Origin of the sequence: Rhizobium quercicola, from assembly GCF_021168455.1 — a bacterium.
Lineage (GTDB): Bacteria > Pseudomonadota > Alphaproteobacteria > Rhizobiales > Rhizobiaceae > Ferranicluibacter > Ferranicluibacter quercicola.
Map to the genome: position 1 here is coordinate 147,905 of NZ_JAJOZR010000006.1, position 14,869 is coordinate 162,773.

Sequence of the window (14,869 nt, forward strand, 5' to 3'; positions counted from 1 at the left end):
CACGGCGCGATGCCCGGCCGTCCGTCGGTTTGCGCAACAGTATAGCGCGAACCGCCGGAGGGGAAACAGCGCCGCTCAAGGCCGTGCGCGGGAGAAGCCGGTCAGCGGACATCGCGATAATAGGGCAGGCCGAGGGCGGCGGGGGCGGCCATGATGCGGCGCATGCGCTGGAAGGCGAGCACCGGCACGATGATGAAGGCCACGGTGCCGAGATAGGGCAGCATGGACAGGAAGGCGGGCGCGACCGGCCAGCCGCGCGCCTGCCCGACGAAGCCGAGCGCGGTGATGAAGCCGAACAGGAGGCCCGACAGCACCGCCGGGATCGGCCGGTAGCCCGCGAAGATCACCAGCGCCACCGCGATCCAGCCGCGCCCGGCCACCACGCCATCCGACCAGGAGGGCACGAAGGTCAGCGTCAGATAGGCGCCGGCGCCCGCCGCCAGCGCCGAGCCGGCGGTGACATAGGCAAAGCGGATCAGCGTCACCGGGATGCCCGCCGCATCCGCCGCCGCCGGGTTCTCGCCCACGGCGCGCAGGTTCAGCCCGTGGCGCGTCCGGAACATCAGGATCGACAGCCCGACCGGCAGGATGATGTAGATCAGGTAGACGAGGATGTTCTGCGAGAAGAAGGCCTTGCCGAGCACGGGAAGGCTGCTGAGGATCGGCACCTCGACGCCGGGAAAGACGGCGCGGGCCGGCATGCCGGAATAGGCGCGGCCGATGGTGGAGGCAAGACCGCTGCCCATCAGCGTCAGCGCCAGCCCGCACAGCACCTGGTTGGCCCGCAGGATCACCGTCGCGAAGGCGAACACCATGCCGAACAGCGCGCCGACGGCCAGCGCCGCGAGAAAGCCGATGCTGGGCGAGGGCACGGCGGCGACGGTGGCGATCGCCGTCAGCGCGCCCATGGCCATCAGCCCCTCGACCCCCAGATTGACGACGCCGACCCGCTCGGCCAGCACCTCGCCGAGCGCGGCGAGCGCCAGAACGCCGCCTGCGAGAAAGGCCGTGGTGAAGAGACCGGTCAGAAGATCCATCGTCTGCTCCTTCACGCCGTATCGCGCGTGATGCGGTAATGGGCGAGCTCGTCGCCGATGGCGGTGAGAAACAGGATGAGCCCGGTGATGGCCAGCACCGCCGAGGTCGTCAGCCCCTGCGTCTGAAGGATGATGCCGGAATTGAGGATGAAGGCCATCAGCGCGGCGGAGAAGATGACGCCGATGGCCGAGGAGCGCGCAAGCACCGCGACCATGATGCCGAGATAGCCGTAATTGTTGGAAATGCCGCCCTGCAGCCGGTGCACGGTGCCCGCCACCTCCAGCATGCCGGCAAGGCCGGCGATCGCGCCCGAAAGCAGCATGACGGCGATCAGGTGCCGGCGCACCGGAATCCCCGCATATCTCGCCGCCGATGGGTTCGAGCCGACGAGGCGGACCTCGTAGCCCCAGCGCGAGAAGGCGAGACACAGGCCGACGAGAACCGCGACCAGAACCGCGATCGGCAGGCCCCAATGGACCGAGCCCCAGAACTCCGGGATCTCGGCGGACAGGCGCGGCGTCGCGGAATTGGCGGCGCGGTCGCGCCAGACGCTGGTGGAGACGTAGAAGACGAGGAGGATGGCGACGAAGTTGAGGAGCAGCGTCGTGATCAGCTCGTTGACATTGGCATAGGCGCGGGCCAGCGTCGGGATCAGGATCCACAGCGCGCCGCCGAGCAGGCCGGCCGCGAACATGGCGGGAAGGATGACGGCCGGCGGGCCGGGCACGAACAGGCCGACCACCGCCGCCCCGAAGGCGCCGGCATAGAACTGGCCCTCGGCGCCGATGTTCCAGGCGCCGATCTGCTGGGCGACGGCGACCGACAGGCCGGTCAGGATCAAGGGAGTCACCAGCAGCGCCAGATCCTCCAGGCCGAAGCTGGAGCTGAAGCTGGCGGAGATCACCTGAAAGCCGAGATCGAGCGGATCGGCGCCGGTCGCCGCCAGGACGAGGCCGGCGACGGCGAGGGCGAGCAGGATGGCCGCCGCACGCGCCGCAAAGGCGACGCCGGACGAGGCGGAGGCGATGCGCTGGACGCGGAAGGCGGCCATGTCAGGCGGCTCCGGGGACGCGCATGCGGCCGCCCATCATCAGGCCGATCTCGTCGATATCGGTCCGGTCGTTGTCGAGGATGCCCATGATCTTTCCCTCGTAGAGAACGGCGATGCGGTCCGACAGGTTGAGCAGCTCTTCCAGCTCTTCGGAAATGAGGACGATGCCGGCGCCGGCATCGCGCAGCTCCACGATGTAGCGCAGCATGGTGTTGATCGCGCCCACGTCGAGGCCGCGGCTCGGATAGGCGGCGACGAGCACCTTGCTCGCGATGCGGATCTCGCGCCGCGCCACCAGCCGCTGCTGGTTGCCGCCCGACAGATTGCGCACCGGCATGCCGAAATCGGGAATGGCGACCTCGGCGGCCGCCGCGATCTCGCGGGCGAGCGCCGCGGCCGCGGCCGGCCGGTAGAGGCCGCCCTGCGACACCGGCGACCGCCCATATTCCCGCATCACCGCGTTGACGGTGACGCTGAGCGCGGGCGCAAGGCCGCTGTGCAGCCGGTCTTCGGGAATGTGGCCGATGCCGCTGTCGGCGAAGGTGGCGGGATCGCTCGCGGAAACTTCCTGGCCCTCGATCAGGATACGCCCGGCGCTGGGCGGGCGGATGCCGGTCAGCACCTGGCTCAGCTCGCGCTGGCCGTTGCCCGCCACGCCCGCGATGCCGACGATCTCGCCGGCGCGGATGTCGAGCGAAACGCCGCTCAGCGCCAGATGGCCGCCGTCGCCCAGCGCCGACACGTTGTCGAGGCGGACCACCGGCGTGGCCGAGACCGGGCGGGCGCCCGGCGCGCGCTGGCGCATGTCGGCCAGCACGATATCGCGCCCGACCATGCGCCGCGCCAGCAGGCGGGGCGTGCAGTCGGCCGTGTTCTCGGTGGCGATCTTGCGGCCGCCGCGCAGGATCGAGACGCGGTCGGAGATCTCCAGAACCTCGTCCAGCTTGTGGCTGATGAAGATCACCGCATTGCCGGCGGCCGCGAAGACCCGCAGCGCCTTGAACAGCTCGCGCGCCTCGGCCGGGGTCAGCACCGCCGTGGGTTCGTCGAGGATCAGCACGCGGGCATCGCGGGCGAGCACCCGCAGGATTTCCACGCGCTGCTGCTCGCCGGTCGAAAGGTCGCTCACCCGCGCGCCGGGGCGGGTCGCCAGGTTGAACCGGTCGGCGAGCGCCTGCGTGCGCGCTTCCAGCACGGGGGCGGAGGCGCGGCGCGGCGTGTCCGACCAGCCGAGATGGATGTTTTCGGCCACCGTGAAGGCCTGCACCAGCTTGAAATGCTGGTGGACCATGCCGATGCCGGCCGCGATCGCCTGCACCGGCGTCGAGAACTGCCTGGCATAGCCGTCGATGATGATCTCGCCGGCATCCGGCTGGTAGATGCCGGTGAGGATGTTCATCAGCGTCGACTTGCCGGCGCCGTTCTCGCCGAGCAGCGCATGGATCTCGCCGGGCATGACCTCCAGATGCACGTTCTCGTTGGCGACGACGCCCGGAAAATACTTGGCGATGCCTTTCAGCTGCACGAGGGGCGGCGTGCCGGGAGCGGGCTGGAAACGGGGTGCGGGCGGGACTGTCGACAGGGCCGGGGACCTTGTGAGCGGGAGGGATGGAGGCGAAAAACGCGGCGGCTGAGAATGGGTCTTCAGAGTCGGGGGCTTGAGGTCGGGTCAGGCGTGGAGGGCAGGGCCGGGCTTCGCCCCGCCCCGGCATCCCCTGTCGGGACGCGCGGGGGCGGGTTTTCGTCCGGCGATGCCGGCCCGGGGGTGCAATCCCCGGGGGGAGGCTCCTTAAGACGTCAGCCCCGACACGCCCTCGACGGACCAGTCCCAGTTGTAGAGGTCGAGTTCGCTCATCTTCTGCCCGGCGGCGACGCGGACCGTGCCGGTGGCATCCTTGATCTCGCCCTCGAACGGCGACCAGCCGGCGATGATCTTGTCGCGCACGGCGTCGGCGGCCTTGCCGACATCGGCCGGCACCTTTTCGCCCCAGGCGTCGCGATCGACGCCGGCGCCCATGGCCAGCAGCGTCTCGCTCGGCGTCCAGGTGCCGGCCAGGCGCTTGGCGACCTGATCGACATAGAATTTTTTGAAGTCGATGATGACGGAGGAGACGTAGGAATTGGGGCCGTAGCGGCGGATGTCGGTGTTCCACATGGCCGCCCAGACGCCGCGTTTCTCGGCGACCTGCAGATAGCCGGCCTCGTCCATGATGCCGAACAGGAAGTCGCAGCCATTGTCGATCAGCGCCGTGCCGGCCTGGGTCGCGGCCTGCGGATCGAACCAGGAATTGATGACGATGGTCTGCAGGGTGGCCTGCGGATTGACGGTGCGCGCCCCCATCAGGAAGGCATTGGTGGAGGCATAGACGGAGGCCACGGGGAAGGATGCGACATAGCCGAGCTTGCCGGTCTTCGACAGGTGGCCGGCGGCCACGCCCAGAACATAGGTCGGATACCAGTGGGCGAGGTAGTACCAGCCCAGATTGTCCATGGTGATATGGCCGTTGCACTCCAGGAAGGCGACGTCGGTCGCGCGCTTGACGACCTCGTGCAGGAAGTCGCCGTTCGACGAGGTGTCGAAGATCAGGTTGGCGCCTTCCGAGACGAACTGCCGGTAGGTGCGCGTCGCATCGGCGGAATAGGGAATGTTTTCGACCTCGAGGATCTTCTTGAGCTTCGGATAGGCCTCCTTGACGGCCAGCAGGCCCTGATGGTGCGACCAGGTCCAGCCCTCGTCGGAAATGGGGCCGACATGGCCGAAGCCGATCACGGCATCCTCCTCGGCGATCGCCGGAAGCGGGGTCGCGGCCAGTGCCTGGCGGGCAAGGCCCGCCGGCAGCATCAGCGAGGCCGCACCCACCGCGCTCATGTTCAAGAAGCCGCGGCGGGAAAGTGTACGCAGGTCGATCATGGCATCCCCTTCAGGTCGTTCTCCCGAGCGACGTCGCGCCCTTGACCTTGTTTCAAGCAACTGCCGTGCCAGTTGGCGCAGCTTGCGGCGCCCGCGCCCGCCATCGGACGGCCGGCCCGAACAATTTCGCGGGAACGGCGCTGACCTGACGCAACCGCGCGCCGTCGCGCCGTGCCGCAAAGCCTTTCCGCACCGGCAACGGCGCGTCGCGCGGCAGGGGTTGTTCGGTATTTCGAAAAATTTTCCGCCATGACGATGTGTAAAAGGCAACACCGGATCAGACCGGGTGGCTTGATGTGCGCGGTGAAAAGTGCCTAGAATGCCCAAAAGAAAGACGTGCAATTTTTTTATGCAGTCTGGTGACTTTTGGGGCGCAGGCTTGCGGTTTGTAGCGGTCGGGATGTGCCAGCGCCGGGATGCAGGAGACAGGACGCCGATGTCGGACAGGAGCGCTGCGGCGCGGTTCACGTTTCGCGGACGGATGGTGTGCGTAAGCTTCACCGAATTCGCGCTGCACCGCGCCCGGCGGCTGGATATCGAGATCGATGTCGGCGCCTGCGATGCGGAGGCGGCCACCTTTCGCGTGCGCGGTCAGGACGACCTCGTCGATGCCTTCGAAATGGCCTGCAGCCTCGGGCCGGAGGATTGCATCGTCCTCGATGTGGAACGGAGTTGAGCGCATGAGCGGGAGCGGGACATGAGACTGGAAGAGGGGTGGGTGCCGGTCGCCCTGTCGGCGTCGATCGAGGCGGGAACCTCGGCGGGCGCCGTCGTCGCCGGCAGCGAGATCGTCGTGTGGCGCGACACCGGCGGCACGGCGCATGTCTGGGAGGACCGCTGCCCGCATCGCGGCATGCGCCTGTCCTTCGGCTTCGTGCGCGGCGACCACATCGCCTGCCTCTATCACGGCTGGCAGTACGATGCCGCCGGCCAGTGTCGCTACATTCCGGCCCATCCGAACCTCGACGTGCCCCAGACCATCAAGGTGCCGCTCTACCGGGTCGCCGAACGCTACGGCATTCTCTGGGCGACCGCCGCTGCGGAGGCGCTTCTGCCGGATGTCGGGGCGGATACCGCCTTTGCCCCGGTGCGCAGCATCGCGATCGACTGTCCGGCCGCAGCCGTCCGGGCGGAACTGGGGCTGGAAGGCGCCGGAGAAGGCCCCGTGTCGGTGATCACGCGCGACGGCGACCGGCTGCTGGCGGCCGTGCAGACGGTGGCGCCCGCGCGCAGCTGCCTGCATCTCGTCCTTCTCGACGCGGCGCCCGGCCCGGTCGCACGGCAGAAGCATCATGCGCGCTGGGCGCAAGCCCTGCGCGTCCGGCTGGAAACCGCAAGCGAGGTAGCCTGATGGCGCAGCCGACACTCTATCAGTACGAGCTGGACGAGGCGAGCTATCGGGTGCGCCTGCTGCTGTCCATGCTGCGATGCGACTATGAGACCGTCGCCGTCGATATGTTTCCCGGGCAGGAGCATGTGAAGCCGGCCATGCTGGCGCTCAATCCGCAGGGCACGCTGCCGGTTCTCGTGCAGGACGGTCTCGTTCTGCACGGCACGGCGGCGATCCTGATGTATCTGGCCCAGGCCTACGATCCGGCGGGCCGGTTCCTGCCGGAGGCGCCGGCCGCCTTCGGCCCGGTCGTCACTTGGCTCGGCTTTTCCGAAACGGCGCTCGCACCGGCGCTTCAGGCGCGGCTCGCCGCGATGTTCGCCGCCCCCGGCGATGCGGACGCGCTGCGCGCCCGGGCCCGGGCGGCGTTTCGCATCATGGACGACCATATGACGATGCGGCATTTCGACGGGCAGGAGTGGTTCTGCGGCGACGGGGCGACGCTCGCCGATATCGCCCTCTTCCCCGCCTTCGCGCTCAGCCGCGACTACGGCATCGATCACGACGCCTTCCCCGCCTTGCGCCGCTGGATCCGCCGCGTCCGCGCGCTCGACGGCTTCATCACGATGCCGGGCATCCCGGACTACCACTAGAAGGTTCGAAACGACCGGCCGACCCGTCACGCTCCCCCAACCCGTCCCCGGAGATCGCCATGCCGCCGCTCACCCGCTTTTCCGTCCAGCCGCTTTCCACCATGACGCGCCGGCTGGCCGACGTCGCCTCCGGGCGCCGCGATCCCGATCTCGTCATCGGCGATGCGCGGGTGCTCTCCACCTATTCCGAACGGATCCTGCCGGCGCGGGAGATCTGGATCTCGGGCGGGCGCATCGCCGCCGTCAAGCCCGCCGGAAGCCACAGGGGCGGGGCGGCGCGCTACGATGCGCGCGGCGGCATTCTCGCGCCGGGGCTGGTCGATCCGCATATCCATATCGAATCCAGCATGGTCACCGCCTGCGCCTATGCCGAGGCCGCGCTTCTCAACGGCACGACGACGATCTTCTGCGACAGCCACGAGATCGGCAATGTCATGGACGTGGCGGGGGTGGAGGCGATGCTGGAGGATGCGCGCCATGCGCCGCTGTCGATCTTCCTCACCGTTCCGAGCACGGTTCCCGCCACCTCGCCGGAACTTGAAACCGCCGGCGGCGACCTGACGCCGGGCAAGATCGCGGCGCTGTTCGATGCATGGCCGGAAGCCGTGGCGCTCGGCGAGAAGATGGATTTCGTGCCCGTCGCCATGGGCGACGAGCGCGCCCATGCCATCCTCGCCGCGGCGCTCTCGCGCGGCCGGCCGGTCTCCGGCCATGTCTATGGCCGCGAATTCGTCGCCGCCTACGCCGCCTCCGGCGTCACCGACACGCATGAGGCCATCGACCGGGAGATCGCCGACGACCTGCTGGAGGCCGGGATCTGGCTGTTCCTGCGCGGTGGGCCGCCGACGACCGCCTGGCATTCCCTGCCGCATGCGATCCGCACGATCACCGAGCTTGGCGCGTCTCACAAGCGCGTCGCCGTCTGCACCGACGACCGCGATGCCGACGACCTCCTGTTCTTCGGGCTCGACTGGGTGGTGCGCGAGGCGGTGAAGGCCGGCATGACGCCCGAACAGGCCTGGTCGATGGGCTCGCTGCACGGCGCCACCCGCTTCGGCATGGAGGGCGAGATCGGCGGCCTGGGCGGCGGGCGCCGCGCCGATCTCGTGCTTCTGAGCGACGACCTCGCCCCGATCAGCACCTGGTATGGCGGCGAACTGGTGGTCGACCAGCGGACGATCACCCCCGTGCTGGAGGAGACCCTGTCCCGTCCCTACCGCTATCCGGACGCCGCCTATAGCACCGTGAAACTGCCCAAAGGACTGAAGCTCACGCCCGATCTGCCGACCGAAACGGTGATCGCCCACACGATCCGCACCGAGCTGCCCGGCATCATGCTCGGTCATGTGCCTGTCGTGCTCGAGCCCGCCAACGACTGGCAGACCCATTTCGACCGCCACGGCCTCTGCTTCGTCGCCGTGGTCGAGCGGCACGGCAAATCCGACGGCAATGTCGGCCATGGCCTGCTCGGCAATTTCAGCCTCAAGCGCGGCGCCGTCGCCTCCTCGGTCGGCCATGACAGCCACAACATCATCGTCGCCGGTGCCAGCGAGGCCGACATGCAGGTGGCGCTGGAGGCGATCGCGGCGGTGCAGGGTGGCGTCTGCGTCGTCATGGACGGCGTGGTGACGGCCATGGTGGAACTGCCGGTCGCGGGGCTCCTCTCCGACAAGCGCGTGCATGTGGTGGCCGACGCGGTAAAACGGCTGAAGATCGAATGGGACAAGGCCGGCTGCACCATTCCCTATATGGGGTTCAACCTCATTCCGCTGTCAGTCATCCCCGAAATCCGCATCACCGACAAGGGCAATGTGCTGGTGCCGCAGATGGCGCTGCAGCCGCTGTTCGAGCCGGCCTGATGGACCCCTACCGGCTCGGCCTCGTCGCCATCCGCATCCACTATTTCCAGCTGGTGGCGCGGCTGGGCTCGATGCGGCAGGCCGCCCAGCTTCTCAATGTCGCGCCTTCCTCGGTCAGCCGCATCATCAAACAGCTGGAGGACGATCTCGGCCTGCCGCTGTTCGAGCGGGTGCGCCAGCGGCTGAAGCTGACGAGCGCCGGCGAGCTGATGCTCTATCACGCCCGCCAGAGCTTTTCCGAGCTCGACCGCGCCTGCAACGAGATCAACGCGCTGCATGGCCTGCACCGGGGCACGGTGTCGGTGGCGATCATCGAAAGCGTGTCGCGCGGGCTGATGCCGGAAGCGCTCGAGGCCTTCTGGCGGTCGCATCCCGGCATCGCCGTCGATGTGCGGGTGATGAGCTCCCAGCAGGTGGCGACCGCGGTGGGGGAGGGCGAGTGCGATCTCGGCCTCGTCTTCGACATCCGCGTGCCGCGCAACGTGCGGCGCATCGGCATGGTGTCGCTGCCGCTCGGCGTGGTGATCCGGCCCGACCACCGGCTGGCCGGCAAGGCCGACCTGCGCATGTCGGACCTCGCGGGCGAACGCGTCATCCTGTCGGATGCGAGCCTGACGCTGGGCGCCTGGGTGGAGGAGGCCTTCGGGCGCACCTTCGCCGAGTTGAACCAGCGCGCCCGCACCAATTCCATCGCGCTGATGACGGATCTTGCCAAGCGCGATCTCGGGCTCGCGCTCCAGACCCGCGTCGGCATCGAGCAGGATATCGCCGAGGGCACGCTGGGCTTCGTGCCGCTGCGCGATCCCAAGCTCGCGCTGCGCAAGCTCATGCTGCTGTCGCGCACCGAAAAGGAAATGTCGCCGGCCTCCGCCGCGCTCGGCCGCGTGCTCGGCGGCCATCTCGACCGCCTGCGCGACGCCACCGGGGAGGCGGCCTGAGGTGTTGCGCAGAGCGCACCGCTTTGTCACGAAATCATGGACTGTTCGGAACACCGCGTTCTTGCCACCCTGTCCGCCTCGAAAGGATGCATCATGAAGTCATCGGCCGTCGACGCGGTGATCCGGGGATTGAAGAGAGCGGGCGTCAGCATCGTCTGCTACCTGCCGGACTCGCTGTTCAAGGAACTCTATCCGGCGCTCGACGCCGATCCCGACATCCGCGCCATCCGCGTGACCAACGAGGGCGAGGGCGCGGCCATCTGCGGCGGGGTCTTCCTGTCGGGCAAGCGCGCCGCGCTGGTGATGGAGAATTCCGGCCTGCGCGCCGCCGTCGAGCCGCTGGCCCGCATGGGTCTCGGCGCCGGCATTCCGGTCGTGATGCTCATGAGCTATCGCGGCGAGCTGGGCGAGAACAACTGGTGGGCGATCCCCCACGGCATCACCATGGAGCCGGTGCTCGACGCGCTGCGCATTCCCTATCGCGTGGTGCGCGAGGAGGACGCCATCGAGCGGGCGATCGTGGACGCCTACAACTGGTCCTATGCCGGCTATTATCATTCGGCGATCGCGCTGGGCGGGGAGATCGTGCGATGAAGCGTTTCGACTGCATGACGGCGCTGGCCGCCCGGCTGAAGGACGAGCTGGTGATCCTGTCGCTCGGCGCAAGCGTCGACGAATGGTACAATGCCGCCCCGCACATGCGCACGGCGAGCCTCTTCCAGCAGCAGCTCGGCTGCGTCACGCCGCAGGCCTTCGGGCTCGCAGCCGGCCTGCCGCACCGACGCGTCGTCTCGCTCGATACCGATGGCGGCATGATGTTCAATCTCGGCATTCTCGCGACGCTCGGCAACGAGCAGCCGAAGAACCTCTTCGTCGTCGTCTGGGACAACGAGTGCTACCAGTCGATCGGCGGCCCCCCGACCCACACCGCCTTCGGCCGCGTCGACATCGCCGCCATCGCGCGCGGCTGCGGCGTGGACCACGCGTTCACCGCCCGGACGGTGGAGGAATTCGACGCCCATTGCCAGGCCGGCCTGTCCGCCGACGTGCCCTATCTGGTCGTCGCCAAGGTGGCCGGCAGCGTGCAGCCGGACATCCGGCGCAAGCACAGCGACGGTCGGGAGGACAAGTACATCTTCGTGCGCCATGTGGAGGCCAGCGAGAGCGTGGTCATCATGGGGCCGAGCGAGCACAACTAGACCATGGCGCCCCCGACCGTCCTGCCCGTCCGCCCGCTGGCCCCGGCCTACGACTATATCGTCGTCGGCGCGGGGTCGGGCGGCTGCGCGGTGGCGCGCCGGCTGGTCGAGGGGTCGGACGCGACCGTGCTCCTGATCGAGGCCGGCCCGGCCGGTCTCGACGTCGCGGCGCTGGACGATCCCGCCGCCTGGGTGCCGCTCGGGCGGGGCGCCTACGACTGGGGCTACGACTACACGCCGACGGACCGGGTGAACGGCCGCACGATCGGCATTCCGCGCGGCAAGGTGCTGGGCGGCTCGTCGGCGATCAACGCCATGATGTGGTATCGCGGCCACCCGATGGACTACGACGCCTGGGCAGAGGCGGGATGCGCGGGCTGGTCCTTCGCCGAGGTGCTGCCCTTCTTCAAGCGCGCGGAGGACTGGGAGGACGGCGAGACGGCGCTGCGCGGTGCCGGCGGCCCGCTGCGCATCGAACGCGGCGCGCCCGTCCATCCGGTCGCCGGCGCCCTGCTCGGCGCTGCGGCGGAGCGCGGCATTCCCGTCATCGACGATCCGAACGGGCCTGACAACGAAGGGGCGGCGATCGCCAATTTCAACATCTCGGGCGGGAAGCGCTGCAGTTCGGCGACGGGCTATCTCCGGCCGATCCTCGCCCATCCGCGCCTGACGGTGCTGACCGGCGCGCTCGCCGTCCGTCTCGCCGTCGCGCACGGTCGCTGCACCGGCGTTCACCACCGGGTGGAAGGCCAGCTGCGCGAGACGCGCGCCACGAGCCAGGTCGTGCTGGCGCTCGGTGCCATCGACACGCCGCGCCTCCTCATGCAATCGGGCATCGGCGATCCCGCGGAGCTCTCCCGGCTCGGCGTGGATGTGCGCGCCGCGCTGCCCGGCGTCGGGCGCAATCTGCAGGATCATCCGCTGGTCCAGTCCTGCGTGTTCCGGGCGAGGCGACCGCTGGGGCCGGTCGTCGGCAATGGCGGCGGCACCATGATCAACTGGAAATCCTCGGCCGCCCTGCCGCAGGCCGACCTTCACGCCTTTCCGATCCAGGGCAATGGCGCGGAGACGCGGATCCGCGAGCTTCACGATCTCTCCGGCGACGTCTTCTCCATCGGCTGCGGCCTGATGCGATCGAAAAGCATCGGTCATCTGCGCTTGCTCGACGCCGCACCCGGCGGACGGATGGAGATCCAGCCGAATTATCTTGCCGAACAGGCCGATCTCGACGCGCTGGTCGTCTCCGTGGAAACGGTGATGGACCTCGTCGAGACCCGCGCCTATGCCGACTGGTTCGGCGGCCATCTCGCGCCCGGCCGCCGGCTCTCGCGCCGCGAGATCGTCGCCTATATCCGCAATGCCTGCTCGACCTTCTTCCATGTCTGCGGCACCTGCGCGATGGGCACGGGCGAGATGGCGGTGACGGACGCCCGCCTGCGGGTGCGCGGCGTCGAGGGCCTGACCATCGCCGACGCCTCGGTGATCCCCATCATTCCCACCTGCAACACCCATGCGCCGGTCACCATGATCGGCGAGCGCGCGGCCGATTTTCTCCTGCAGGCGGCGTGACATCCATGACCGACAGAGCTTCAACCGGAACGGGACAGAGAATGGCAACGCACACGCAGATCATCGCCGGCGATACGCTCCTGACCATGGATGCCGCAAACAGCGTGATCGCCGGCGGCGCCGTGCTGGTCGGCGACGGCCGCATTCTGGAGGTCGGGCCGCTCGACGAGTTGACAGCTGTCAACCCGCAGGTGCCGGTCAAGCGGATGACGAACTGCCTGCTGATGCCGGGCCTCGTCAATGCGCATGCCCATTCCGGGTTCCTGCGCGGCACGGCCGAGCATCTGCCGGTCTGGGACTGGCTGACCCTGCACGTCAACCCCATGCACCGCGTGCTGCGCCCGGAGGAAGCCGAGGCCGCCTCCTTCCTGTGTTACGCGGAATCCGTGCTCGGCGGCACGACGACGGTGGTCGACATGTGGCGCTTCATGGAGGGCAGTGCGCGCGCGGCGGAGGTGGTCGGCAACCGCCTGGTGGCCGTGCCCTATGTCGGCGAGCACCCCGATTACGACTATTTTGACACGCTCGACATGAACGAGGCCCTGCTGCAGACATGGCACCGCAAGGCCGGCGGCCGCATCCATGTCTGGGTCGGTCTGGAGCATCTGTTCTATGCCGACGAGGCCGGCCAACGGCGCGCCATCGACCTTGCCAGACGCTACGATACCGGCTTCCACACCCATTGCAGCGAGGCGCAGATCGAGCTGGCCGAATTCGACCGGCGGTACGGCAAGCGCCCGATGTTCGCGCTCCGCGACCTCGGCTTCTTCGAGGCGCCGCGCACCATGATCGCCCATGGCGTCTGGCTCGATGCGTCAGAAATCGACCTGATCGCGAACCATGCCGTCTCCGTCGCCCACAATCCGGTGAGCAACATGAAGCTGGCCAGCGGCATCGCGCGGGTGGCCGATATGCTCGCCGCCGGCGTGCCGGTCGGCATCGGCACGGACGGCGAGAAGGAGAACAACAATTTCGACATGTTCGAGGAGATGAAGGTGACCTCCCTTCTCGGCAAGCTGAAGGACCTCGACGCCGCTGCCATGGACAGCTGGGACGTGCTGCGCCTGGCGACGATCACCGGCGCGCGGGCGATCGGCCTCGATCACGAGATCGGATCGCTGGAAGCCGGCAAGCGGGCCGACCTGATCGCGGTGCGCACCGACACGCCGCGCATGACGCCGGTGTTCTCCGCGGGTCCCTATTTCAACCTGCAGCACAATCTGGTCCATGCCGTGCGCGGCGGCGACGTGCGGATGACCATGGTGGACGGGCAGATCCTGGCCGAGGACGGGGTGTTGAAGACCGCCGACCTCGACCGCATCCTCGCCGACATCCACCGCCTCGCCTCGCCCCATTTCGCCCGCCGGGCGGCCTGGCTCGCGGACAACCGAGACGGCACGGCGCAGTGGACGAAGGCGGGGCACTGAGCCCTCCGAAGGCCGGCAACGACAAGGGAGCGAGACCGTGACGAAGACCACCGACAGGGCAGCGCTCGACGAATGGTATGCGGTCGAAACCGCGGCGGACATCGGCCCTGGGCCCGTCTCCACCCGCCTGCTCGGGCAGGACATCCTCGTGTCGCGCGGGCCGGCGGGCATCATCGTGCGCGAGGCGCCTGCCGGCCCGCCGCTGCCGGTGCGGGAGAAATACGGTTGCGTGTGGACGACGCTCGGCACCCCGCGCCGGGACATTTTCGACATTGCGCAGGCGCTGGAGATCGATCGCCGGTTCGTGCCCTGCGGCTGGGTGACGATGCGCGCCTCCGGCCTGCGGGTGGTGGAGAATTTTCTCGACATGGCGCATTTCCCCTTCGTCCATGCCGACATTCTGGGGTCCGAGCCGCACACGGAGGTGCCGGGCTATCTCAGCGAGATCCGCCGCGACGTGGACGAGGTCTGGGCGACCAACTGCACCTTCTTCCAGCCGCGCATCGCCGCCACCGAAAGCGACGGCGCCTTCGTGCAGCTGACCTACCGGGTGCCGATGCCCTTCGTGGTCATGCTCTACCGCGTCTGTCCGACGGCGCCCGACCGGCTCGACGCCATCGCGCTGTTCATCCAGCCGATCGAGGAAGATCTCTGCCGGGCCCAGCCGGTCATGTATCTGGTGGACACCGCCTCCACCCGGACCTCGCTCCTGCATTTCGAACAGGTGATCTTCCTGCAGGATCGCATCATCGTGGAGAACCAGCGCCCGCTGCTCCTGCCGATGGAGCCCCGGCGAGAAATTCCGACCCGCGCCGATTCCTCCTCCATCGCCTATCGCCGCTGGCTGAAGGAAAAGGGCCTGCGCTTCGGCACCATTGCAGGGGCGGGCTGACG

General features: G+C 68.6%; 14 protein-coding genes. 10 read left to right on the top strand and 4 right to left on the bottom strand.

What is annotated here, in order from left to right:
• Positions 1-101 precede the first annotated feature (101 nt).
• The 4 genes from LRX75_RS10830 to LRX75_RS10845 form a co-directional block, all read right to left on the bottom strand.
• Positions 102-1,037 (bottom strand): ABC transporter permease, encoded by a 936-nt coding sequence (locus LRX75_RS10830; RefSeq protein ID WP_231814244.1) that lies wholly within the window; start codon positions 1,035-1,037, stop codon positions 102-104.
• Between the two features lie 11 nt (positions 1,038-1,048).
• Positions 1,049-2,089, bottom strand: coding sequence for an ABC transporter permease (locus tag LRX75_RS10835; RefSeq protein WP_231814246.1), 1,041 nt, complete (start codon positions 2,087-2,089; stop codon positions 1,049-1,051).
• Between the two features lies 1 nt (position 2,090).
• The gene (locus tag LRX75_RS10840) at positions 2,091-3,614 is read right to left on the bottom strand and encodes an ABC transporter ATP-binding protein (RefSeq protein WP_231814248.1); all 1,524 of its coding nucleotides are present in this window, start codon (positions 3,612-3,614) and stop codon (positions 2,091-2,093) included.
• Between the two features lie 264 nt (positions 3,615-3,878).
• Entirely contained in the window at positions 3,879-5,000 is a 1,122-nt protein-coding gene (locus LRX75_RS10845; protein ID WP_231814250.1) for a BMP family ABC transporter substrate-binding protein, read from the bottom strand.
• A 436-nt stretch (positions 5,001-5,436) separates the two neighbouring features.
• Between LRX75_RS10845 and LRX75_RS10850 the strand changes: the two genes are divergently transcribed.
• The 10 genes from LRX75_RS10850 (at position 5,437) to LRX75_RS10895 (ending at position 14,867) form a co-directional block, all read left to right on the top strand.
• The gene (locus tag LRX75_RS10850; RefSeq protein ID WP_231814252.1) at positions 5,437-5,676 is read left to right on the top strand and encodes a hypothetical protein; all 240 of its coding nucleotides are present in this window, start codon (positions 5,437-5,439) and stop codon (positions 5,674-5,676) included.
• Positions 5,677-5,697: 21 nt separating this feature from the next.
• Entirely contained in the window at positions 5,698-6,351 is a 654-nt protein-coding gene (locus LRX75_RS10855) for a Rieske (2Fe-2S) protein (protein WP_231814254.1), read from the top strand.
• Positions 6,351-6,983, top strand: a complete 633-nt coding sequence (locus LRX75_RS10860) for a glutathione S-transferase family protein (RefSeq protein ID WP_231814256.1) — start codon at positions 6,351-6,353, stop codon at positions 6,981-6,983. Before LRX75_RS10855 ends, LRX75_RS10860 begins: the two co-directional genes overlap by 1 nt.
• Positions 6,984-7,042: 59 nt before the next feature.
• Positions 7,043-8,842, top strand: a complete 1,800-nt coding sequence (locus LRX75_RS10865; RefSeq protein WP_231814258.1) for an adenine deaminase C-terminal domain-containing protein — start codon at positions 7,043-7,045, stop codon at positions 8,840-8,842.
• The gene (locus LRX75_RS10870) at positions 8,842-9,780 is read left to right on the top strand and encodes a LysR family transcriptional regulator (protein WP_231814260.1); all 939 of its coding nucleotides are present in this window, start codon (positions 8,842-8,844) and stop codon (positions 9,778-9,780) included. Before LRX75_RS10865 ends, LRX75_RS10870 begins: the two co-directional genes overlap by 1 nt.
• A gap of 93 nt (positions 9,781-9,873) precedes the next feature.
• Entirely contained in the window at positions 9,874-10,374 is a 501-nt protein-coding gene (locus tag LRX75_RS10875; protein WP_231814262.1) for a thiamine pyrophosphate-binding protein, read from the top strand.
• Positions 10,371-10,979, top strand: a complete 609-nt coding sequence (locus LRX75_RS10880; protein ID WP_113152504.1) for a thiamine pyrophosphate-dependent enzyme — start codon at positions 10,371-10,373, stop codon at positions 10,977-10,979. The genes LRX75_RS10875 and LRX75_RS10880 overlap by 4 nt, the downstream gene beginning before the upstream one ends.
• 3 nt (positions 10,980-10,982) lie before the next feature.
• Complete coding sequence (locus LRX75_RS10885; RefSeq protein WP_231814264.1) at positions 10,983-12,548, top strand: GMC family oxidoreductase; 1,566 nt, start codon at positions 10,983-10,985, stop codon at positions 12,546-12,548.
• 41 nt (positions 12,549-12,589) lie between these two features.
• A complete protein-coding gene (locus tag LRX75_RS10890; RefSeq protein WP_231814266.1) occupies positions 12,590-13,975 on the top strand; it encodes an amidohydrolase family protein in 1,386 nt (461 codons plus the stop codon).
• Positions 13,976-14,012: 37 nt separating this feature from the next.
• Positions 14,013-14,867, top strand: coding sequence for an aromatic ring-hydroxylating dioxygenase subunit alpha (locus LRX75_RS10895; protein WP_231814268.1), 855 nt, complete (start codon positions 14,013-14,015; stop codon positions 14,865-14,867).
• Positions 14,868-14,869 lie beyond the last annotated feature (2 nt).

Coding starts and splice junctions, on each gene's coding strand:
- LRX75_RS10830 (WP_231814244.1), bottom strand. CDS start 1,037: ATGGATCTTCTGACCGGTCTCTTCACCACGGCCTTTCTCGCAGGCGGC.
- LRX75_RS10835 (WP_231814246.1), bottom strand. CDS start 2,089: ATGGCCGCCTTCCGCGTCCAGCGCATCGCCTCCGCCTCGTCCGGCGTC.
- LRX75_RS10845 (WP_231814250.1), bottom strand. CDS start 5,000: ATGATCGACCTGCGTACACTTTCCCGCCGCGGCTTCTTGAACATGAGC.
- LRX75_RS10850 (WP_231814252.1), top strand. CDS start 5,437: ATGTCGGACAGGAGCGCTGCGGCGCGGTTCACGTTTCGCGGACGGATG.
- LRX75_RS10855 (WP_231814254.1), top strand. CDS start 5,698: ATGAGACTGGAAGAGGGGTGGGTGCCGGTCGCCCTGTCGGCGTCGATC.
- LRX75_RS10860 (WP_231814256.1), top strand. CDS start 6,351: ATGGCGCAGCCGACACTCTATCAGTACGAGCTGGACGAGGCGAGCTAT.
- LRX75_RS10865 (WP_231814258.1), top strand. CDS start 7,043: ATGCCGCCGCTCACCCGCTTTTCCGTCCAGCCGCTTTCCACCATGACG.
- LRX75_RS10870 (WP_231814260.1), top strand. CDS start 8,842: ATGGACCCCTACCGGCTCGGCCTCGTCGCCATCCGCATCCACTATTTC.
- LRX75_RS10875 (WP_231814262.1), top strand. CDS start 9,874: ATGAAGTCATCGGCCGTCGACGCGGTGATCCGGGGATTGAAGAGAGCG.
- LRX75_RS10880 (WP_113152504.1), top strand. CDS start 10,371: ATGAAGCGTTTCGACTGCATGACGGCGCTGGCCGCCCGGCTGAAGGAC.
- LRX75_RS10885 (WP_231814264.1), top strand. CDS start 10,983: ATGGCGCCCCCGACCGTCCTGCCCGTCCGCCCGCTGGCCCCGGCCTAC.
- LRX75_RS10890 (WP_231814266.1), top strand. CDS start 12,590: ATGGCAACGCACACGCAGATCATCGCCGGCGATACGCTCCTGACCATG.